The following is a 20,875-nucleotide window of genomic DNA, read 5'->3' as shown; positions in this document are numbered from 1 at the left end:
GGGGGATCCGGTACCGGGCGCGCTGTTCTACGCTCCCGGGCATGTCGTGGACGCGTGGACTGCCCGGTGCGCTCGCGGTCTGCGCGCTGCTGCTGGTCGCGGCGGCGGGATGCGGGACCGGGGAGGCGCACGGGCGGCGGGGGACGGGATCGCCCTCGCCCGTGGGCAAGATCCTCGACGACACGGACGCGAGCGGGCGTCACTACCGCGAGCTGGACAGGAAGCAGGCGCCCGAGGTGGGCACGGTGGTCACCCCCGACGCCGCCGGCGGCTGGGACGTCCGGCTCGACGTGCACCGCTTCCGCTTCTCCCCGGCGGGCACCGCGGCGAAGGCCGTCGTCGGCCGGGGCTTCGCCTACCTCTTCGTGGACGGCGGCCTGGTGACGCGGCTGCGGACCGCCGCCTACCACCTGCCCGCCGGCCTCGTCCCGCACGGCACCCATCACGTCACCGCCCGGCTCTACGCGGACGACGGCACGGTCTGGGCCGTGCACGGCAAGCCGGTGGAGAGCACGGCGGACGTCACGGCGTCGGGCGCGGAGACGACCAAGCCGTCGGCCTCGGCGCCCACGCCCGCCTCCCCTTCGGCCGCCGGCACCCGCGCGAGCAGCCCGGACGCCGGATGAGTGCATGGGCCATCCGTCTGCGTACTCGGGGGCGAGGTTCACCTGATCCCGGCGGAAAGGCATCATGAAGCCCGTGCCCCCAGCGACATCGCTTCGCAAAGCGCCCGTGCAGCGCCGCAGCGCCGAACGGCTGACCAGGATCCTCGACGCCTGTGCCGACCTCCTCGACGAGGTGGGCTACGACGACCTGAGCACCCGGGCCGTCGCGGTGCGCGCCGGGGTGCCCATTGGCTCGGTCTACCGTTTCTTCGGCAACAAGCGGCAGATGGCCGACGCCCTCGCCCAGCGCAACCTGGAGCGGTTCTCCGAGCGGGTCACCGAGCGGCTGAAGGACGCGCCGAAGGGTGACTGGCGGGCGGCGACGGACGCGGTGCTCGACGAGTACCTGGCCATGAAGCGCACCGCACCCGGCTTCTCCCTCGTCGACTTCGGGAACCAGATCCCGGTCGGCGCCCGCCACTCCGAGCCCAACCACAGAGTCGCCGACCGCCTGACCGACCTCCTCTCCGGCTACCTCGGCCGCACCCCCGACGAGGCACTGCGCCGCACCTTCCTGGTGGCCGTGGAAACCGCCGACACACTGGTCCACCTCTCCTTCCGGGTGGACCCGGAGGGCGACGAGGCGATCATCAGGGAGATGCGGGAGCTGCTGCGGGCCTATCTGGGGCGGGTGCTGGACTGACCGGGTCCCCCGGGCCGCCCCGTTGCTAAGGTGATCCGACGCTTGGGGCGCGCACGGGGGGAACGCCATGGCTCGGGTGGTCTGCATCCACGGCATCGGGCAACAGCACACGGGGGAGCACGAGCTGCGGGGCGCCTGGCACCCCGCGCTCCCCGACGGCCTCCTGCGGGCCGGCGCCACCACCGCCCTCGCGGCGGACGACGTGCGCTGTGTCTTCTACGGCGACCTGTTCCGCCCGCCGGGCCGCACGCTCGCACTCGGCGACCCGCCCCTGGACGCCTCCGACGTCGAGGACGGCCTGGAGACCGAACTGCTGCTGGCCTGGTGGGCGGAGGCGGCCCGCACGGACGCCGCGGTGCTGCCGCCCGACTCCCGTACCCTGGCCCGCACCCCACGGGCCGTGCAGCGAGCCCTGGGCGCCCTCAGCCGTTCCCGGTTCTTCGCCGGTGTCGCACTGCGCGGCCTGGTCCTCGACCTCAGGCAGGTCCGCCGCTACCTGTGCGACCCCGGGCTGCGCGACGCCGTCCAGCAGCGGGTCGCCGACGCGATCACGGAACGCACCCGGGTGGTCGTGGGCCACTCGCTGGGCAGCGTCGTCGCCTACGAGTCACTGTGCGCCCTCCCGGACCTGCCGGTGCGCGCCCTGCTGACGCTGGGCTCGCCGCTGGGCATCCGCAACCTCGTCTTCGACCGGCTGCGCGTCGGCGCCACGGGCTCGCCCGGCGACTGGCCCGGTTCCGTGCGGTACTGGACCAATCTCGCGGACGAGGGTGACGTCGTCGCCCTGGTGAAGGACCTGCGGCCACTGTTCGGCGAGCGGGTCAGGTGTCAGGTGGTCCACAACGGGGCACGGGCCCATGACGCGACGAGGTATCTCAACACCGCGGAGGCGGGCCGGGCGGTGGAGGAGGCCTGCCGGGACACGGGGGAGGCCGGGGCATGAGCGACAGACGCCGGGCGGTGGACCGTGGGCGCGGCGCCGGGCCCCGCTGAGGCGAAGGCCGCCGGCACCCCCATGGGTGCTTCGCGGCGTTTCCTCATCGCCGCCGCCGTCACCTCCGTCGCCGCGCACCCCGAGGCGGAACGCGCCGAACTGGCCGACGACGTGCGCCGGATCGAGGAGCTCTTCCTCGGGCCGCTCGGCTACCGCCGGGGCGCGGACCTCGCCCCCGACCCGACCCGCCGTCAACTCCAGGACGCGTTGCGGGCGTTCGCCACAGACCCGGACCGCGGCCCCGAGGACTACGTGGTTCTCTATCTCGCCACGCACGGCGTCACCGCCGAGCACAGCGGACGCCACTACCTGCTGCTGCACGACAGCGACGCACGGGATCTGCGCGGCACCGCCCTGCCCACCGAGGACCTGGTGTCCTACCTGTGGGAGGACACCGCCGTCGAACGCCTGCTCGTCCTCATCGACGCCTGCTACGCGGAGGAGGGTACGGACCGGGCGCTGCGCCGGGCCCTGGAGGACCGGCGCTTCCGGGAACCCGTCACCGGACACGGCGGCACCGGGCTCGTCCTGGTCGCGTCCTCCCGCCGCAAGGAGGAGAGCTGGTCCGGTGCCCTGGCCGCCGCCTTCGACCGGGCCGTACGGCGCGAGGCCGTCGCCGGTCACGCGCCCGACCGGATCGGCCTCGACCAGGTCATGGCGGCCATCAGCGTCGACCCCGAGGTCCCGGCCTCCCAGCGCCCCGTCTGGTCCCTCACCCACGCCACCGGGGACATCCCCGCCTTCCTGCCCAACCCCCGCCACATCCGCGACGCCGCCGGGCTGAAGCTGGACGAGATCGACCGGATCGCCGCCGTCCGCAGCCGCGAACGCGAGAGCCGGGAACAGGACATGCGCGGCTTCTTCCTGCCCCGCGCCCGGGGCACCGACGTCCCCACCGAGGAGGTCTGGGACTTCACCGGCCGGCATACGGCCCTGGGCGACCTCACCACCTGGCTCGACCCGCGCCGCACCGAGGAACGCCTCTGCGTGGTCACCGGCGACCCCGGGTCCGGCAAGTCCTCGCTGCTCGGCATGGCCGCCGTCCTCACCGACCCACAGCGCGCCGCCGCCGTGCCCCGCCAGGAGCTGCCGCCCGTGCTGCCCGGACCCGACGACATCGACGTCCGCGTCAACGCCGGCCACCTCTCCACCCGGCAGCTCCTGGACGCCCTCTGCGCCGCCGCGGGCTGCGCCGCCGACTCCCTGGGCGCCCTCGCCGCGCACCTCCAGACCCGGACCCGTCCGCTCGTCGTCCTCATCGACTCCCTCGACGAGGCCCTGGCGCCGCACGAGGCCGTCGACGAACTCGTCGCGCCGCTCACCGACCCGGCCCGCCGCCTCCCGGTACGCCTCCTGGTCGGCGCCCGCCCGCACGTCGCCGCCCGGCTCCCCGCCGACGCGCCCCGCATCGACCTCGACTCCGAACGCCACGGCGACCCGGACGCCGTCCGTGCCTACACCCGCAAGCTGCTGTGCGCCCCCGGCTCGCTGCTGCGGACCGCCGAGCCCCCACTCCTCGACGCGATCGCCGAGGCCGTCGCCGAGGCGGCCGGCCGCTCCTTCCTCGTCGCCCGCATCACCGCCCGGACCCTCGCCCGGGAACCGCGGCTGCCCGATCCGTCCGACCGGCGCTGGCGCGAGGAACTGCCGCGCCTGCCGGGCGAGGCCATGGAACGCGACCTCGTCCAGCGCCTCGGTCCGCTCGCCCGGCGAGCCCGCGAACTCCTCCTCCCGCTCGCCTACGCCCAGGGCGCGGGCCTGCCCTGGGCGGGCGTGTGGGCCCGTATCGCCACCGCGCTCACCGGCCGGGAGTACGGCGACGAGGACATCGTCTGGCTGCGGCACGCGGCAGGGTCCTACGTCGTGGAGGGCGTGGAGGAGGGCGGGTCGGTGTACCGGGTGTACCACCGGGCCCTCATCGAGCATCTGCGGGAGGGCCGGGACGCCCAGGCCGTCCAGCGGACCGTCACCGAGGTCCTGCGGGACATCGAACATCCTTACGTGCGACGGTACCTGGCACTCCACGCCGGCGAGGGCGGGGTGCTGGACGGGCTGGTCCAGGACGCGTCCTTCGTGCTGGGCGCCGAACCGGGGCGCCTGCTGGCCGCGCTGCCCGGACTGCGCACCCCGGAGGGACGGCGGGCCGGGCAGGCGGTGCGGGACCTGGAGCCTCGGCTGCGGAAGAGAGCGGGGAGCGGGGCCGACCCGGAGGGCAGAGCGCGACTGCGGCTGGCGGCGGTGTGCCGGAAGGCGGGGGCGCTGGCCGAATCGTGCGACGTGGGGGAGGCGGAGCTGCCGTGGCGGGCCCGGTGGGCGGCGTGGAATCCGCATGAGGGGGACCGGCGGTACGACAGGATGAGCGTCGGGCTCGGACAGGGCGTGGTCGTCCCGAGGGCGAACGGGGCAAGGTTCCTGGACCTCACGCGGCGGGGCGGGGCCCGGTGGGTGAACCTGGACCACGGCGCGGTGACCCACGCCGCCGAGACGGACGCCCGCTGGTTCAACGGGACACTGACCGCGGTGCCCCAGCTGGGCGACACGGCAGCCGCGTTGTTCTTCGACCGGCAGCTCGTCCTGGACAACGGCCGGCTGGAGTCGGGGAGATACGCACGGCTGCTCCACGTCTGGCGGGAGGACCGGAAGTGGACCTGGGTGATGCCGACCGACCCGGCCTTCGACACCCGACGGGAGTTCCCGATGGCCGCCGACCAGTTGACCGTGCTCGGGGGACTGGACGGTCTCCCGGCCACGGCGGCCCTGCGCTTCGACACCGGCCATCTCCTCGTCCACTCGCTCACCACCGTTCCGTTCTACGCGCCGCTCGACCGCCGGGCCCGCCGGGGGCTGTGGTCCTGGGAGATCGATGACTGGCGGGAACGACTGGACCAGTTGGCGGCCCCCTGCGTCCGGGTGCTCTCCCCGAAAGACGGATGGCACATCACCGCATGTGCCGCACCCCGCGAACTGTCCCCGGGGACCCTGCTGTTGGGCCACGCCGACGGCAGGGTCACCCAGTACTGGCCGCTGGGTGAGGAGACCGAGGCGGAGACGGCCACCGGCCACGCGGGCCACGTCACCGAGATGGCGCCGGTGTACGGCCACCCCCTGGGCCGGCTTCTCGTCACCGCCGGGAACGACGGCACCGTACGGCTCTCCTCCCTCACCACGGGGGAGCCCGTCCGCACCCTGCTGCGCGTCCCCGCCCACGTCGCCTCGATCGCCGTGCACCGCGTCGGCCGCCAGTGGATCGTCGCCGTGGTCACCGCCGACGGCCAGCTGCACCGCGTCGACCTCGACAGCGGCCGTCCCGTCGGGCTGCCCCTGCGCGTCGACCGGGGCGCATACGTCCGGGCCGAGACCTTCGACCTCGGACTCACCCCCTGCGTCTCCGTACAGGGCCACAACCGAGGCGTCCAGGTGTACGACCTCCTCACCGGCGACCGCGTCGGCGGCCAGGTCATGGATCACGAGGCCGCCGCCCTGTGCCGGGCCGGCGGGACGGTGTGCGTCGGCGGCACCGACGGCGTCGTACGACTGTGGCCGTCCCCGCACGCCGCGGACTCCGTCTACCTGACCGCCCATGAGCGCGAGGTGCTCGCGGTCGGTGAGATCCGGGGGCCGTCCGGGGCGCCCGCGCTGGTGAGCGTCGGTGCGGACCACGAAGTCCGGTGCTGGGACCTGGAGCGGCCGCATGAGCTGTGGCGGCACCGGCATCCCGCCGACCGGAGCGGCTGGCAGGACCCGCTGGTCCACCGCGCCGCCGTCGGCCGGGACTTCGTCGCCACCGCCGAGTACCGGGGGCAGGTCCGGATCCTGGTGCTGAGGGACGGACTCCCGGTCGCCGAGCAGGAGTTCACGATCCCGGAGATCCCGACCGCGCTCACCGTCGGCCGGGTGCGCGGCCGGGACGTGGTCGTCGTCGGCACGGACACCGGCCGGCTGGTCTGCTGGGACGTGGGCGGCGGCCGTATGTTCGCCTACGGCCCGCGGCCGGACGCCGAGGTGTGGGTCAGCGCGCTCGCCCTGAGCCCCGACGGCTCCGGGAGGCTCGCCGTGGGCGGACTCGACGGGTCGGTGCGGGAGTGGGCACTGCCGTCCTGCCGCCCGCTCGGCCCGGTCCGCGCCGCGCACCGCGGGGCCGTGCGGGGGCTCGTGTACACGCCGTCCGGGCTGGTCGGCTGCGGGCTCGACATGCGGCTCGTCTCCTACGACGACGGGTGGGAGCGGCGGATGCCACGTCCGCCGGCTTCACTGCACCTGGCGGACGACGGGCTGCTGTGCGGGGACGACCGGGGGCAGATCTGGCGGCTGCGGGAGGGGGCGGAGGGACGTCGGGTGGTGGAGGGGCTGGACGCGGTCCGGCCGGTCACGGCTGTCGCCGCGCTGGCGGTCGGGGGAGAGCTCGCCGTCGCCGTGGGCGGCCGGGACGGCTCGCTCCAGGTCCGGGAGGCGGAGGACGGCACCCTGGTGCGGCGGCTGCGGCCGGTGGGGGAGGCCGAGGTGGAAGAACTGGTCGGCGTGGCGACGGACGCCGGACTCCGGCTGTTCTCCCTCGACACCGAAGGGCTCTTTCAGCACTGGGACTTCGGCCCGGAAGGCCCGCGTACCTCGGTGGGGACCCCGCAGTACCTGCCGCTGCCCCATGCCGTCCAGGACAGAGGACTGACGGTGGTGCCGGCGGACGGCGGTGGGAGAGCGTCGCTGGTGTCCGTCTCGTGCCCGGACTACGACCTCGTCTGGGTCCACGACGTGACCCGGGACCGGTCCCTGGCCGACCGGTTGACGGTCCACGAGTCCGCCTACCGGCCCCGGGCGGTGCGCTGCGCGGGTGCGCTGCTGGTGGTCGTTCCCGTCGGCGACGGCTTCGCGCACGTGTTTGACGTGGTTGCCGCCCGCTGGGCGCTCCTGCCGGTACCGGACACCTGGCTGCTCGCGGTCTTCGTGATTCCCGGCCCGGCCGGCGACGAACTGTTCCTGGTCAGCGACGACGGTGCCGCGATCGTCCCCTGGGAGGCGCTGCGTCCCCGGTTCGGGGCGCCCGGCGAACCGCTGCCACGGCCCCGACGGCTTCGGTGGCTCGGCCCGCTCCGCCGGTATGTCCCCCGCTCCCTTCTCCACTCCGGCACCGCGCCGATCGCCGCCCATGAGCACGGGATCCCCCTTCCCTACCCGGATCACATCGTCCTCTTGCCGGACCACGAGACCTACGCGATGGCAGAGGGCACCCGCGTCGCCGTCCTCCGTGTCCGCTCCGGGGAGGTGCTCCGCACGATCGACCTGCCCTCGCTCTGCACCGCCCTGGCCACCGGCCCCGCGGGCGAACTGATCGTCGGCACCGAGAACGGCGTGATCCTGTTCGACTGACCCCCGGAACCCCCTCCCCGTCATGCCTACCGGTCGGTATGCTCGCCGCACCAGGCACCGCCGCTCTCAGGAGGACCCATGCCCCGCACCGCCCTGCGCGTCTGCCCCCTGTGCGAGGCCACCTGCGGCCTGACCCTCACCATCGAGGGCACCCGTGTCACCGGTGCCCGCGGTGACCGCGAGGACGTCTTCAGCAAGGGCTTCATCTGCCCGAAGGGGGCCTCCTTCGGCGCCGTCGACGCCGACCCCGACCGGCTGCGGACCCCGCTCGTCCGCAGGGACGGCGAGCTGCGCGAGGCCACCTGGGCCGAGGCCTTCGACGCGGTCGCCGCCGGGGTGCGGGGCGTCGTCGAGCGGTACGGCGCCCACTCCGTCGGCGTGGTCCTGGGCAACCCCAATGTGCACACCGTGGCCGGCGGCCTCTACCCGCAGGTGCTGGTCGGCGCCCTCGGCACCCGCAGCGTCTTCACCGCCTCCACCGTCGACCAGATGCCCAAGCACGTCTCCAGCGGACTGCTCTTCGGTGACGCCAACGCGATACCGGTGCCCGACCTCGACCACACCGACCACCTCCTCCTCATCGGCGCCAACCCCCTGGAGTCCAACGGCAGTCTGTGCACCGCCCCCGACTTCCCGGGCAAGCTCAAGGCGCTCAAGGCCCGCGGCGGCACCCTCACCGTCATCGATCCGCGCCGTACCCGCACCGCGAAACTCGCCGACCGGCACATCGCCATCCGGCCCGGCGCCGACGCCCTGATGCTCGCCGCGATGGCACAGGTCCTCTTCGAGGAAGGCCTGGTGGACCTCGGTCACCTCGCCCCGCACATCGAGGGACTCGACGAACTCCGCGCCGAACTGGGCGACTTCACCCCGGACGCGGTCGCCCGCGCCTGTGACGTGGACGCCGGGACGATCCGCGTCCTCGCCCGCGAACTCGCCGCCGCGCCGACCGCCGCCGTATACGGCCGGATCGGCAGCTGCACCGTCCCGCACGGCACCCTCGCCAGCTGGCTCGTGGACGTCCTCAACGTCCTCACCGGCAACCTCGACCGGTCCGGCGGCGCGCTCTTCCCGCAGGCCGCCACCGACCGGACCCCGCGACCGGCCGGTCCCGGCCGGGGCTTCGCGCTCGGGCGCTGGCACTCCCGGGTCAGTCGACACCCCGAGGCGAAGGGCGAGTTGCCGCTCTCCGCGCTCGCCGAGGAGATCGACACCGCGACGGCGGAGGGCGAACCGATCCGGGCGCTCATCGCCGTCGCCACCAACCCGGTGCTCTCCGCGCCCGACGGCGACCGCCTCGACAAGGCGCTGAACTCCCTCGACTTCATGGTCAGCGTCGACCCCTACCTCAACGAGACCGCCCGCCACGCCGACGTCGTGCTGCCCCCGCCGCCCCCCTCGCAGAGCCCGCACCACGACTTCGCCTTCAACACCCTCGCCGTACGCAACCAGGTCCGCTACTCCCGCCCCGCCGTCCCGCTGGAGCCGGGCAGGATGGCGGAGACCGAGATCCTGGCCCGGCTGATCCTCGCGGCCGGTGGCATGCACGGCGCCGAACCGTCCGCCGTCGACGACATGGTCATCGGCCAGACCCTGGGGAAGGCGGTCAAGGAGACCCACTCGCCCGTGCACGGCCGGGACCCGCGGGAACTCGCCGGCCTGCTCACCGGGGAGACCGGCCCCGAGCGCCGGCTCGACCTGATGCTGCGCCTCGGCCCCTACGGCGACGGCTTCGGCGTCCACCCCGGCGGACTCACCCTGGAGCAGTTGCTCGCCCACCCGCACGGCATCGACCTCGGGCCGCTCCAGCCCCGCCTGCCGCAGCCGCTGAAGACCCGGAGCGGCAAGGTCGAACTGCTGCCCCGGCCCATCGCCGACGATCTGCCGAGGCTGCGCGCGGCCCTCGACACCAGCCCCGCGGCCCTCGTCCTCGTCGGCCGCCGGCACCTGCGCTCCAACAACAGCTGGATGCACAACGTGCCCGCCCTCACCGGCGGCTCCAACCGCTGCACCCTGCACATCCACCCCGAGGACGCCGAACGGCTCGGCGTGCGCGACGGCGCCGACGTACGGGTCAAGGGCGCCGGCGGCGAGGTGGTCACCCCCGCCGAGGTCACCGACGGCGTCCGGCCCGGTGTCGTCAGCCTCCCGCACGGGTGGGGCCACGACCGCCCCGGCACCCGGCTCAGCCACGCCACCACCGCCCCCGGCGTCAACGTCAACCAGCTCCTCGACGGCAGCCTGCTCGACCCGCTGTCCGGCAACGCCGTCCTCAACGGCATCCCCATCGAAGTGACCGCAACCCCGTGACCTGGAGTTTTGCGCTTATTGCTCGCGTGTCAACGTCTTGTTAACGACGTTCGGCGCGACCTAACGTCGTCGCACCGCCGGCCCTGGTGGGAGTTCAAGGGCGAACGTTAGGTAATCCACTCATGCTGACCATCCTCGGCTTCGGCATGATCGCGACCTTCCTGGTCCTGATCATGCTGAAGAAGATGTCGCCGATCGCGGCGCTCGTGCTGATCCCCGCACTGTTCTGCGTGGTCGTCGGCAAGGGCGCCAGACTCGGCGACTACGTCATCGACGGCGTCACCAGCCTCGCGCCCACCGCGGCGATGCTCATGTTCGCGATCGTCTACTTCGGGGTGATGATCGACGTCGGCCTCTTCGACCCGGTCGTCAAGGGGATCCTGAGGTTCTGCAAGGCCGACCCGCTGCGGATCGTCGTCGGTACGGCCGTACTCGCCGCGATCGTCTCGCTCGACGGCGACGGCTCCACCACCTTCATGATCACCGTCTCGGCGATGTACCCGCTGTACAAGCGCCTGAAGATGAGCCTGGTCGTGATGACCGGTGTCGCGGCGATGGCCAACGGCGTGATGAACACCCTGCCCTGGGGCGGCCCCACCGCCCGTGCCGCGACCGCGCTCAAGCTGGACGCGAGCGACATCTTCGTGCCGATGATCCCGGCACTGGCCATGGGCCTGCTGTTCGTCTTCGCGCTCGCCTACGTCCTCGGCCGCCGCGAGCGCAAACGGCTCGGCGTGCTGACGCTGGACGAGGCGCTGGTGGAGGAGCCCCGGACGGAGACCGTCCTGGTCGGTGCCGGTGCCGGTGCGGGCAAAGGCGACCGGAGCACCGGCGTCTCCGGTACCGGTGCCGACCTCCCGGACGAGCCGGAGGGCGACGACGGCTTCCAGGGCCTCGACCCGCACCGCGCGACCCTGCGCCCCAGGCTCTACTGGTTCAACGCGCTGCTGACGGTCACCCTGCTCACCGCCATGATCATGGAGTGGCTGCCGATCCCGGTGCTGTTCCTGCTGGGCGCGGCGCTGGCCCTGACCGTCAACTTCCCCCAGATGCCCGCCCAGAGGGCCCGGATCGCCGCCCACGCCGAGAACGTCCTCAACGTCTCCGGCATGGTCTTCGCCGCCGCCGTCTTCACCGGCGTCCTCCAGGGCACCGGCATGGTCGACCACATGGCCGACTGGCTGGTCGGGAACATCCCCGACGGCATGGGCCCGCACATGGCCCTCGTCACCGGCGTGCTGAGCATCCCGCTCACGTACTTCATGTCCAACGACGGCTTCTACTTCGGCATCCTCCCGGTGCTCGCCGAGGCAGGCCAGGCGCACGGTGTCCCGGCCGTCGAGATCGCCCGCGCCTCGATCATCGGCCAGCCGCTGCACATGTCCAGCCCGCTCGTGCCCGCCGTCTACGTCCTGGTCGGCATGGCCAAGGTCGAGTTCGGCGACCACACCCGCTTCGTCGTGAAGTGGGCCGCTCTGACATCCCTGGTGGTGCTCGGGGCAGGGATCCTGTTCGGAATCATCTGAGCCGTCTGTTGGAGGACTTCACCATGGCGCCCGCCAGGAACCGCGGCTGGCTGCTCCGTCTCGTCATCGCCTTCGGCTTCGCCCAGGGGGCGGTGTCGATGGCCCGGCCCGCCGTCTCCTACCGGGCGCTCGCCCTCGGCGCCGACGAACGGGCCGTCGGCGTCATCGCCGGTGTCTACGCCCTGCTCCCGCTCTTCGCCGCCGTACCGCTCGGCCGCCGCACCGACCACGGCCGCTGCGCACCCCTGCTGCCCGTCGGCGTCGTACTGATATCCGGCGGCTGCGCGCTCAGCGGACTCGCCGACTCCCTGTGGGCGATGGCCCTGTGGAGCGGGGTGATGGGCCTCGGCCACCTCTGCTTCGTGATCGGCGCGCAGTCCCTGGTGGCCCGTCAGTCGGCGCCGCACGAACAGGACCGCAACTTCGGTCACTTCACCATCGGGGCGTCGCTGGGGCAGCTGATCGGGCCGATCGCCGCGGGTGCGCTCATCGGCGGCCCGGACATGGCGGGCACGAGTGCGCTCGCGCTGGTGGTGGCGGGTGCGGGGGCGGCGGTCGCGGTCACGTCGCTGTGGCGCGTCGAGGACCGTACGGCGGTCAAGTCCCGTACGGAGGAGGGGGACCGGGTGCCGGTGGGCCGCATCCTGCGCGCCCGGGGCGTCCCGGCCGGCATGCTGGTCAGCCTCTCGGTTCTCTCCGCGACCGACATCCTGACCGCGTACCTGCCCGTGGTCGGCGAGCACCGGGACATCTCCCCGGCCGTGATCGGCGTGCTGCTCAGTGTGCGGGCGGGGGCGACGATCGCCTGCCGGCTCGTCCTCACACCACTGCTGCGGCTGCTCGGGCGGCCGGTGCTGCTGACGGTGACCTGCTTCCTGGCGGCCCTGCTCTGTGCGGGGATCGCGGTGCCGGCGCCGGTGTGGGCGCTGTGCCTGATGCTCGGCGCGCTCGGCTTCTGCCTGGGGGTCGGGCAGCCGCTGTCGATGACGACGGTCGTGCAGGCCGCACCCGACGGCGCCCGCTCCACGGCGCTCGCCCTGCGGCTGACCGGCAACCGGCTGGGCCAGGTGGCCGCGCCGGCCGGGGCGGGGCTGGTGGCGGGGGTGGCGGGGGTGGCCGCGCCGTTCGTGATGCTGGGCGCGTTGCTGCTGGTCTCGGCGGGGGTGGCGGTGCGCTCGCCGGGGTCGGCCGGGCGGGGCGGGGGCGCCGGTCCGGTGCCGCGGACGCGCCGCAAGGGCCAGGCGTTGCGCCGCACGAGCGATATCTGACGGCGCGTCGGACGTGGCTGCCACGGTCCTTGGTGTGCATGAGTGACAGTCCAGAACGAAAGGTCGATTTGTATGAAAATCATCTAACTCGGAGGAGCTTGCATGGTCACGCTCACACTTCCGCGCACCGCCGGTTCCCGTGCGGGCGCCACCGTCGTCCTCTCCGCCCTCGCCGTGGCGGGTGCGTCGTGGGTGGCGGCGCCGAACGCGGCGGCCCAAGGGGAGAACGGCGACATCAGGCTCCACCGCGTGGGTGTGCCCTTCGGCGTCTCGAAGGACGACCCGCTGGTCTGCAAGTTCTACCTCGACGCCGTCAACTTCGACATCCTCACCTCGATCGGCTACACGATCACGCCACAGCCCCCGCTGCCCACCGCCGCCACCGTCGCCGGCTCCATCCAGCTCGCCGGAGGCGCCGGTCACACCGACCCGCTGGGGCTGGCGGACGGGCAGTACAGGCTCACGTGGATCGTGGACGGCGCCCGGAAGGAGAAGGTCTTCCGGGTCAACTGCCATGACGGCAGGCAGGACGGGCCGCAGGACCAGAACGGCCAGAACGGTCCGAACGGTCCGAACGGCCCCAACGGTCCGAACGACCAGAACGGCCAGAACGGCCAGAACAGTCCGAACGGGCAGATCCAGGACAACCAGCGCGGCGACTCGTCCTGGGGGGAGGGCGGCGGTGACCACAACGGCCCGCAGGGCGGTGTGCACGCGGGCGGCGGCGGCATCGCCGACACGGCGGCCGCGTTCTCGCCCGTGGCCGCGGCCACGGCCGTCACCCTGGTCGCGGCCAGCGGTGTGGTGTACGTCCGGCTGATCCGCCGCCGGCCCCATGGCGCCGCGTAGGCGCAGACGCAGGCCCTGGTACCGGACCCGCGCCTACCGCCTCGCCAGGACGGCCCTGCTGGCGATCGTCCTGGTGACAGTGGTCCGGTGGTGGGGGCACGAAGGGTCGGCCACGCCGGACGGGTCGGACGCCCTGGCGGCGTCCGGGCCGGGCGCGGCCGAGTCCGGGCCCCCGCCCCGCCCGTTGCCCCGGTCCCGGCCGACGTCGATGCGCATCCCGTTCCTGGGTGTCGACGCGCCGGTCACCGGGGTCCGGCTCGACCGGGGCCGGCAGTTGGAGACACCGCCGGTCGACGACCCGAAGCTGATCGGCTGGTTCCAGGGCGGCGCCACGCCGGGCGAGTCCGGCCTCGCGATCGCCGTCGGCCACCGTGACACCAGGACGGGACCCGCCGTCTTCGCGGCGCTCGCCCAGGTCAAGCCCGGCAAGCGGATCGAGGCCGGACGCGCCGACGGCCGTACCGCCGTGTACACCGTGGACCGGGTGAAGGTCTATGACAAGGTCGGTTTCCCCGACGAGGAGGTGTACAGCCCGACCCGGCGTCCCGAACTCCGCGTGATCACCTGCGGTGGCCTCTTCAGCCGGCGGACGGGCTACACCAGCAACGTGGTGGTCTTCGCCCACCTGACCGCGACGAAATGACCGGGCGGGGGCCGCGGTTCGACCTGGACGAGTGAACTCCGGCGGGAAGCGGGGACCTGCGAGGGACAACCCCTCTAAGAAGGGGGCATGCGCACTCAACTCCTCCGCAACCGGTCGGCCCTGGCCGTGGCCGGGGTCCTGCTCGCCGGCGCTCCGGCCGCGTACACCGCGCTGGCCGACGGCCATGCCCCGCCCGTGCCGGTACGAGGCAGGCCGTACATCGAGACCCGGCTGCTCTTCGGCACCGCCCGGCCGGACGGCGGACCCGCCGTCACCGACCGGCAGTTCACGGCGTTCGTCGACAAGGAGATCACCCCGGACTTCCCCGACGGGCTCACCGTGCAGAACGGGCGCGGGCAGTGGCGGGACGCGCACGGGACGATCGAGAAGGAGCGGTCGTACGTGCTGCTCCTGCTGTATCCGGAGTCGGCGGCGAAGGCCGGCGACCGGAAGATCGAGGAGATCCGGCGGGCCTACGAGAAGGCCTTCGCGCAGGAGAGCGTGGGCAGGGTGGACGAACGCGCCCAGGTCGACTTCTGATGGCCCCGGGGCACGTCTGGCGCGCTAAAACTATCGCCGCTAGTTTGTGACTCGGACGACGCGGCCCTGCCGGGAGGAAGCAGTATGAAGGCACACGACGGCCTGTACATCGACGGCGACTGGCGCGCCGCCGAGAGCCGGGACGTGATCGAGGTGGTGAACCCGGTCGACGAGCAGGTCGTCGGCCGGGTCCCGGCGGGCGGCGCGCTGGATGTCGACACCGCGGTGCGCGCCGCCCGTGCCGCCCTCCCGGGCTGGGCCGCCACTTCGCCCGCGGAGCGGGCCGCCCGGCTCGCCGCCCTGCGCGACGTGCTCACGGCCCGGAAGGACGAGATCGCGGAGACGGTCACCGCCGAACTGGGCTCACCGCTCCAGTTCTCCCAGGCGGTCCACGCGGGCGTGCCGATCGCGGTCGCGGGCTCCTACGCCGAACTGGCGGCCACCCACCCCTTCGAGGAGCGGGTCGGCAACTCCACCGTCTACCAGGAGCCGGTGGGCGTGGTCGGCGCCATCACGCCCTGGAACTACCCGCTGCACCAGATCGTCGCCAAGGCCGCCCCGGCACTGGCCGCCGGCTGCACGGTCGTGCTGAAGCCCGCCGAGAACACCCCGCTCACCGCCCAGCTGTTCGCCGAGGCCGTGCACGAAGCGGGCTTCCCCGCCGGTGTGTTCAACCTGGTCACCGGCCTCGGCCCGGTCGCCGGGCAGGCCCTCGCCGAACACCCGGGCGTCGACCTGGTCTCCTTCACCGGCTCCACGGCCGTCGGCAGGCAGATCGGCGCGGTGGCCGGGGCCGCCGTGAAGAAGGTCGCCCTCGAACTGGGCGGCAAGTCCGCGAACGTCATCCTCCCGAGCGCCGACCTCGCCAGGGCCGTCAACGTCGGCGTGGCCAACGTGATGTCCAACTCGGGGCAGACCTGCAGCGCCTGGACCCGCATGCTGGTGCACGCCGACCGGTACGAGGAGGCGGTGGAGCTGGCGGCCGCGGCCGCCGCCAAGTACGGCGATCGGATCGGGCCGGTCGTCAGCGCCCGCCAGCAGGAACGGGTGCGCGGTTACATCGAGAAGGGCATCGCGGAGGGCGCCCGGGTGGTCGCCGGCGGCCCCGAATCCCCGCGCGAGCGGGGCTACTTCGTCAGCCCTACCGTGTTCGCCGACGTCACCCCCGAGATGACGATCGCGCAGGAGGAGATCTTCGGCCCGGTCCTGTCGATCCTGCGCTACGAGGACGAGGACGACGCCCTGCGCATCGCCAACGGCACGGTCTACGGGCTCGCGGGTGCCGTCTGGGCCGGGGACGAGGCGGAGGCGGTGGCCTTCGCCCGGCGCATGGACACCGGGCAGGTCGACATCAACGGCGGCCGGTTCAACCCCCGTGCGCCGTTCGGCGGTTACAAGCAGTCGGGCGTCGGCCGGGAGCTGGGCGCGCACGGGCTCACCGAGTACCTCCAGACCAAGTCCCTGCAATTCTGAGGAGGCCGCTCCGATGACTTTCACGGTCCGAGCCGCCGTACTGCCCGCCGTGGGCGCCCCGCTCTCGGTCACCTCGATCGAACTCCCGGACCCCGGCCCCGGCCAGGTCCGGATCCGGCTCGCCGCCGCCGGTGTCTGCCACTCCGACCTCTCCCTGTCCGACGGCACCATGCGCGTGCCGGTCCCGGCGGTCCTCGGTCACGAGGGCGCGGGGACCGTGGTGGCCGTGGGGGAGGGGGTCACCCGGCTCGCGCCGGGCGACCCGGTCGTCCTCAACTGGGCGCCCTCCTGCGGAAGCTGCCACGCCTGCGCGCTCGGCGAGGTCTGGCTCTGCGCCAACGCGCTGAACGGCTCCGCCGACGTCCACGCCCGTACGGCGGACGGCACCGACCTGCACCCAGGCCTGAACGTCGCGGCCTTCGCCGAGGAGACCGTGGTCGCCGAGTCCTGCGTCCTCCCCCTGCCCGCGGGCATCCCGCTCACCGGCGCGGCCCTCCTCGGCTGCGCGGTCCTCACCGGTTACGGCGCCGTCCACCACTCGGCGCGGGTCCGGGCGGGCGAGACGGTGGCGGTGTTCGGCGTCGGCGGGGTGGGCCTGGCCACCGTCCAGGCGGCCCGGATCGCGGGCGCCTCCCAGATCATCGCGGTGGACCTCTCCGCGGAGAAGGAAGGACTGGCACGCGCGGCCGGCGCCACGGACTACGTCCTCGCCTCCGACACCACGCCCCGCGCGATCCGCGCCCTCACCGGCAGACAGGGCGTCGACGTCGCCGTGGAGTGCGTGGGCCGGGCGGTCAGCATCCGGGCGGCCTGGGAGTCCACCCGCCGGGGCGGCCGTACGACGGTGGTCGGCATCGGCGCCAAGACCGAACAGGTCACCTTCAACGCCCTGGAGCTCTTCCACTGGGGCCGCACCCTCTCCGGCTGCGTCTACGGCAACTCGGACCCGGCCCGCGACCTGCCGGTGCTCGCCGAACACGTCCGGGCCGGGCGCCTGGACCTCGGGGCGATGGTGACGGAACACATCGCCCTGGAGGGCATTCCGGCGGCCTTCGAGAACATGACGGCGGGCAAGGGCGGGCGGGCGCTGGTCGTCTTCTGACCGGCGTCACGGCACCTGTTCGGAGCGGGGCTCCCCGGCCGCGGCCACGGTCCGGGGAGCGTGCGTCCGCGCCCGGGACCGGGACACCGCCACACCGGCCAGGCACAGCACGCCGCCCGCCAGGGTGACCAGCCCGGGCACCTCGCCGAGGACCAGCCACGCCATCAGCACCACCAGCGCCGGCACGGCGTACGTCGTCGCCCCCATCCGGCTCGCGGTGGTCCTGGCCAGGGCGTATGCCCAGGTGGTGAAGGCGAGCGCGGTCGGGAAGACACCGAGGTACACCATGTTCAGGGTGGCGGACACGGGCGCGTCGGCGGCCTCGTGCACCAGCTGCCCGGCGAACGGCAGACAGGCGACGGCGCCGACGAGACACCCGTACGTCGTAGCCTGAAGCGCGCTCGCCCGGGCCAGCGCGGGCTTCTGGGAGACGACACCGGCCGCGTAGGCCACCGCCGCGAGCAGGCACAGCACCACACCCAGCACCGAGGAGCCGCCCCCGCCGGCCATCGACAGCCCCACGGTCACGGCGCCCGCGAACGACACCGCCATCCCCGCGAGCAGCCGGGGCGGCATGGGATCACCCAGCAGCCGGGCCCCGAGCAGGGCGATCAGCAAGGGGCCGACGTTCACCACGAGGGCGGCCGTCCCCGCGTCCACCTGCTGCTCGCCCCAGTTGAGGACGACCATGTAGAAGCCGAACCACAGCACGCCGGACATCCCGATCCCACGCCAGGCTGACCTGGGTGGCAGCCCTTCGCGCCGCACGACACAGAGGAGCCCGAGCACGACGGAGCCCGAGAGCAGCCGGCCCAGGGCGAGCGCGCCGGGGGAGTAGGAGTCGCCCGCGCTGCGGATCGACACGAAGGCGGAGGCCCAGAGCACGACGGTGAGACCGGCGGCGACGGCCGGGAGAAGGCCTGCTCGGGCCGGGGCGGCTTGGTTGGTCATAGCCCCGAGGGTAAGGACGCCACCGCCCCGACGCTGGCGGATTTCGGACGGCTGGGCGCGGCTGGGGCCGAGGTGGGGACACTTACCGGCGCTGGCACGGTACTGCCCGCGCCCACCCGTGCCGCCCCAGCGGCACGACTGCCCGCGGCTGGATGAGCTGACATGAGCGCCGCGGCTGGACAGCGCGCCCCAAAGGGGCGCGGGGAACTGCGCGGCCGGCCCCCACCGGCCCGCAGTCGGCGACCGACCGAACCGGCCCCTACCCCGCCGTCTCCTTCACGCGCGCGAACTGTTCACTCAACCCGTCCAGCAGCGCCCGCAACCCCGTCTCGAACGCCCGCTCGTCGATCTTCTCCTGGCGCTCCGAGAGGAGATGCGCCTGCCCGAGATGCGGATAGTCGGCCGGGTCGTACGCGCTCGCGTCGTCCACGAAGCCCCCGGCGAACGACCCCAGCGCCGACCCCATGACGAAGTACCGCATCAGAGCCCCGATCGACGTCGCCTGCGCCGGCGGCCACCCCGCCCCCACCATCGCGCCGTAGACCGCGTCGGCGAGCCGGAGCCCGGACGGGCGGCGGCCGGGGCCCCGGGCGAGGACCGGGACGATGTTCGGGTGGTCGCGCAGGGCGCTGCGGTACGACACCGCCCAGTCGTGCAGCGCGGTCCGCCAGTCCCGGCCGTCGCCCTGCCCGAGGTTCTCGAACATCGACAGGTCGACCTGCGCGCTGACCGAGTCCGCGACCGCCTCCAGGATCTCGTCCTTGGTGCGGAAGTGGTTGTACAGCGAGGGCCCGCTCACCCCCAGCTCGGCCGCGAGCCGGCGCGTGGAGAGGGCTGCGAGACCCTCCGCGTCCACGAGTTCCCGTGCCGCACGGACGATCCGGTCGGTGCTGAGGAGGGGCTTGCGCGGTCGGGCCATGGCGCACATAGTAGGGCCGGGAGAAGAAACTAGCGGTGCTAATTTAAAGGGTGATCACATGGTGAACCTGGGGCTCAGCGAGGAGCAGACCGCCGTACGGCAGCTCGCCCGGGATTTCGTCGACCGCGAGATCACCCCGAACGCGATCGCCTGGGACCGTGCCGAGGAGGTCGACCGGGGGATCGTGAAGAAGCTCGGCGAGGTCGGTTTCCTGGGGCTGACGATCGACGAGGAGTACGGCGGCTCCGGCGGCGACCATCTCGCGTACTGCCTGGTGACTGAGGAGCTGGGCCGCGGCGACTCCTCGGTGCGCGGAATCGTGTCGGTCTCCCTGGGCCTCGTCGCCAAGACCCTCGCCGCCTGGGGGACCGAGGAGCAGAAGCGGCGCTGGCTGCCGGGGCTCACCTCCGGCGCGTACGTCGGCAGCTTCGGCCTCACCGAACCCGGCACCGGTTCCGACGCGGGCAACCTCACCACCCGAGCCGTTCGCGAAGGCGACGACTACGTCGTCAACGGCACCAAGGTGTTCATCACCAACGGCACCTGGGCCAACGTCGTCCTCCTCTTCGCCCGCTCCACCGACGCCCCCGGCCACAAGGGCGTCTCCGCCTTCCTGGTGCCGGCCGACGCCCCCGGCCTCACCCGCCGCCCCCTGCACGGCAAGCTCGGCCTGCGAGGTCAGGCCACCGCCGAACTCGTCCTGGAGAACGTCCGGGTCCCCGCCTCGGCGATGCTCGGCCCCGAGGGCAAGGGCTTCTCGGTCGCCATGTCGGCGCTGGCCAAGGGCCGGATGTCGGTCGCCGCCGGCTGCGTCGGGATAGCGCAGGCCGCGCTGGACGCGGCCGTGCGGTACGCGGGGCAGCGTGAGCAGTTCGGCACGCCGATCGCAGGGCACCAGCTCGTCCAGGAGCTGATCAGCGACATCGCCGTCGACGTGGACGCGGCCCGGCTGCTGACCTGGCGGGTCGCCGACCTGATCGACCGCGGGCTGCCGTTCGCCACCGAGTCCTCCAAGGCCAAGCTGTTCGCCTCCGAGGCCGCCGTGCGCGCCGCCAACAACGCTCTCCAGGTCTTCGGCGGCTACGGCTACATCGACGAGTACCCGGCCGGCAAACTCCTGCGCGACGCCCGCGTGATGACCCTCTACGAGGGCACCAGCCAGATCCAGAAGCTGCTCATCGGGCGGGCGCTGACGGGCGTTTCGGCGTTCTGAGTACGTCCCTGAGTATCCCGACGGATGTGGGGCGGGCCACGCGCGGCGATGCTCGAACCATGAGTGACACACCGGTCAGACACCAGAACACGGCGGCCTTCTACGGCCAGGCCGTCGTCTCCTTCGCCCTTGCCATGACGGCCACCGTCATCGGCATCTTCCGGCTGCACGCCGACGCCTGGGTGCGCGGCTTCCTCGGTATCGCCGTGCTCTACCTCGTCACCTCCGCCTTCACACTCGCGAAGGTCGTCCGCGACCGCCAGGAGGCCGGCCAGATCGTCAGCCGGGTCGACCAGGCCAGGCTGGAGAAGCTGCTCGCCGCGCACGACCCCTTCGAGAAGCTCTGAAGCCCTGCCGCCCGGAAAAAGCTCTGAGCGGGCACACTAAGCGCTCGCTCAGCTTCGGCGGTATGGTG

At 73.2% G+C, this 20,875-nt stretch carries 16 protein-coding genes; 14 read left to right on the top strand and 2 right to left on the bottom strand.

Going from position 1 to position 20,875, the window contains the following annotated elements; all coding sequences use genetic code 11:
* Window positions 1–41: 41 nt before the first annotated feature.
* The 12 genes from OHB00_RS12000 (at window position 42) to OHB00_RS11945 (ending at window position 17,377) form a co-directional block, all read left to right on the top strand.
* A complete protein-coding gene (locus tag OHB00_RS12000) occupies window positions 42–626 on the top strand; it encodes a hypothetical protein (protein WP_406434057.1) in 585 nt (194 codons plus the stop codon).
* Between the two features lie 64 nt (window positions 627–690).
* The gene (locus OHB00_RS11995; RefSeq protein ID WP_406434055.1) at window positions 691–1,308 is read left to right on the top strand and encodes a TetR family transcriptional regulator; all 618 of its coding nucleotides are present in this window, start codon (window positions 691–693) and stop codon (window positions 1,306–1,308) included.
* 67 nt (window positions 1,309–1,375) lie between these two features.
* Complete coding sequence (locus OHB00_RS11990; RefSeq protein ID WP_406434053.1) at window positions 1,376–2,251, top strand: hypothetical protein; 876 nt, start codon at window positions 1,376–1,378, stop codon at window positions 2,249–2,251.
* 72 nt (window positions 2,252–2,323) lie between these two features.
* A complete protein-coding gene (locus OHB00_RS11985; RefSeq protein WP_406434051.1) occupies window positions 2,324–7,666 on the top strand; it encodes a caspase family protein in 5,343 nt (1,780 codons plus the stop codon).
* A gap of 78 nt (window positions 7,667–7,744) precedes the next feature.
* Window positions 7,745–9,976, top strand: coding sequence for a molybdopterin oxidoreductase family protein (locus tag OHB00_RS11980; RefSeq protein WP_406434049.1), 2,232 nt, complete (start codon window positions 7,745–7,747; stop codon window positions 9,974–9,976).
* Between the two features lie 122 nt (window positions 9,977–10,098).
* Window positions 10,099–11,502, top strand: a complete 1,404-nt coding sequence (locus OHB00_RS11975) for a CitMHS family transporter (RefSeq protein ID WP_406434047.1) — start codon at window positions 10,099–10,101, stop codon at window positions 11,500–11,502.
* 23 nt (window positions 11,503–11,525) lie between these two features.
* Window positions 11,526–12,770: an MFS transporter gene (locus OHB00_RS11970; RefSeq protein ID WP_406434045.1), complete on the top strand. Its 1,245-nt coding sequence runs from the start codon at window positions 11,526–11,528 to the stop codon at window positions 12,768–12,770.
* Between the two features lie 102 nt (window positions 12,771–12,872).
* Window positions 12,873–13,619 carry a hypothetical protein gene (locus tag OHB00_RS11965; RefSeq protein ID WP_406434043.1) on the top strand — a complete coding sequence of 249 codons (747 nt, stop codon included), beginning with the start codon at window positions 12,873–12,875 and terminating at the stop codon, window positions 13,617–13,619.
* A complete protein-coding gene (locus OHB00_RS11960) occupies window positions 13,606–14,262 on the top strand; it encodes a class F sortase (protein ID WP_406434041.1) in 657 nt (218 codons plus the stop codon). The genes OHB00_RS11965 and OHB00_RS11960 overlap by 14 nt, the downstream gene beginning before the upstream one ends.
* A gap of 87 nt (window positions 14,263–14,349) precedes the next feature.
* On the top strand, window positions 14,350–14,802 hold the full coding sequence (locus tag OHB00_RS11955) for a DUF3574 domain-containing protein (RefSeq protein WP_406434039.1): 453 nt from the start codon (window positions 14,350–14,352) through the stop codon (window positions 14,800–14,802).
* Between the two features lie 84 nt (window positions 14,803–14,886).
* Window positions 14,887–16,275 carry an aldehyde dehydrogenase family protein gene (locus OHB00_RS11950; protein WP_406434037.1) on the top strand — a complete coding sequence of 463 codons (1,389 nt, stop codon included), beginning with the start codon at window positions 14,887–14,889 and terminating at the stop codon, window positions 16,273–16,275.
* Window positions 16,276–16,288: 13 nt separating this feature from the next.
* The gene (locus OHB00_RS11945) at window positions 16,289–17,377 is read left to right on the top strand and encodes a Zn-dependent alcohol dehydrogenase (protein ID WP_406434035.1); all 1,089 of its coding nucleotides are present in this window, start codon (window positions 16,289–16,291) and stop codon (window positions 17,375–17,377) included.
* 6 nt (window positions 17,378–17,383) lie between these two features.
* Here OHB00_RS11945 and OHB00_RS11940 read toward each other — a convergent pair whose 3' ends face one another.
* Both OHB00_RS11940 and OHB00_RS11935 read right to left on the bottom strand, forming a co-directional pair.
* Window positions 17,384–18,328 carry a DMT family transporter gene (locus tag OHB00_RS11940; RefSeq protein WP_406434033.1) on the bottom strand — a complete coding sequence of 315 codons (945 nt, stop codon included), beginning with the start codon at window positions 18,326–18,328 and terminating at the stop codon, window positions 17,384–17,386.
* Between the two features lie 259 nt (window positions 18,329–18,587).
* Window positions 18,588–19,247: a TetR/AcrR family transcriptional regulator gene (locus OHB00_RS11935; RefSeq protein WP_406434031.1), complete on the bottom strand. Its 660-nt coding sequence runs from the start codon at window positions 19,245–19,247 to the stop codon at window positions 18,588–18,590.
* Window positions 19,248–19,308: 61 nt separating this feature from the next.
* Here OHB00_RS11935 and OHB00_RS11930 point away from each other — a divergent pair, with 61 nt between their 5' ends.
* Complete coding sequence (locus OHB00_RS11930; protein WP_406445738.1) at window positions 19,309–20,460, top strand: acyl-CoA dehydrogenase family protein; 1,152 nt, start codon at window positions 19,309–19,311, stop codon at window positions 20,458–20,460.
* A gap of 59 nt (window positions 20,461–20,519) precedes the next feature.
* The gene (locus OHB00_RS11925) at window positions 20,520–20,807 is read left to right on the top strand and encodes a YiaA/YiaB family inner membrane protein (protein ID WP_406434029.1); all 288 of its coding nucleotides are present in this window, start codon (window positions 20,520–20,522) and stop codon (window positions 20,805–20,807) included.
* Window positions 20,808–20,875 lie beyond the last annotated feature (68 nt).

Origin of the sequence: Streptomyces sp. NBC_00631 (assembly GCF_045206895.1) — a bacterium.
Lineage (GTDB): Bacteria > Actinomycetota > Actinomycetes > Streptomycetales > Streptomycetaceae > Streptomyces.
Note: the sequence above shows the minus strand (reverse complement) of the source record. Positions and strands in the feature narration are given on the sequence as shown.

Bases quoted from the DNA above. Each gene is read 5' to 3' on its own strand.
- OHB00_RS12000 (WP_406434057.1), top strand. From the start codon at position 42: ATGTCGTGGACGCGTGGACTGCCCGGTGCGCTCGCGGTCTGCGCGCTG.
- OHB00_RS11995 (WP_406434055.1), top strand. From the start codon at position 691: ATGAAGCCCGTGCCCCCAGCGACATCGCTTCGCAAAGCGCCCGTGCAG.
- OHB00_RS11990 (WP_406434053.1), top strand. From the start codon at position 1,376: ATGGCTCGGGTGGTCTGCATCCACGGCATCGGGCAACAGCACACGGGG.
- OHB00_RS11985 (WP_406434051.1), top strand. From the start codon at position 2,324: ATGGGTGCTTCGCGGCGTTTCCTCATCGCCGCCGCCGTCACCTCCGTC.
- OHB00_RS11980 (WP_406434049.1), top strand. From the start codon at position 7,745: ATGCCCCGCACCGCCCTGCGCGTCTGCCCCCTGTGCGAGGCCACCTGC.
- OHB00_RS11975 (WP_406434047.1), top strand. From the start codon at position 10,099: ATGCTGACCATCCTCGGCTTCGGCATGATCGCGACCTTCCTGGTCCTG.
- OHB00_RS11970 (WP_406434045.1), top strand. From the start codon at position 11,526: ATGGCGCCCGCCAGGAACCGCGGCTGGCTGCTCCGTCTCGTCATCGCC.
- OHB00_RS11965 (WP_406434043.1), top strand. From the start codon at position 12,873: ATGGTCACGCTCACACTTCCGCGCACCGCCGGTTCCCGTGCGGGCGCC.
- OHB00_RS11960 (WP_406434041.1), top strand. From the start codon at position 13,606: ATGGCGCCGCGTAGGCGCAGACGCAGGCCCTGGTACCGGACCCGCGCC.
- OHB00_RS11955 (WP_406434039.1), top strand. From the start codon at position 14,350: ATGCGCACTCAACTCCTCCGCAACCGGTCGGCCCTGGCCGTGGCCGGG.
- OHB00_RS11950 (WP_406434037.1), top strand. From the start codon at position 14,887: ATGAAGGCACACGACGGCCTGTACATCGACGGCGACTGGCGCGCCGCC.
- OHB00_RS11945 (WP_406434035.1), top strand. From the start codon at position 16,289: ATGACTTTCACGGTCCGAGCCGCCGTACTGCCCGCCGTGGGCGCCCCG.
- OHB00_RS11940 (WP_406434033.1), bottom strand. From the start codon at position 18,328: ATGACCAACCAAGCCGCCCCGGCCCGAGCAGGCCTTCTCCCGGCCGTC.
- OHB00_RS11935 (WP_406434031.1), bottom strand. From the start codon at position 19,247: ATGGCCCGACCGCGCAAGCCCCTCCTCAGCACCGACCGGATCGTCCGT.
- OHB00_RS11925 (WP_406434029.1), top strand. From the start codon at position 20,520: ATGAGTGACACACCGGTCAGACACCAGAACACGGCGGCCTTCTACGGC.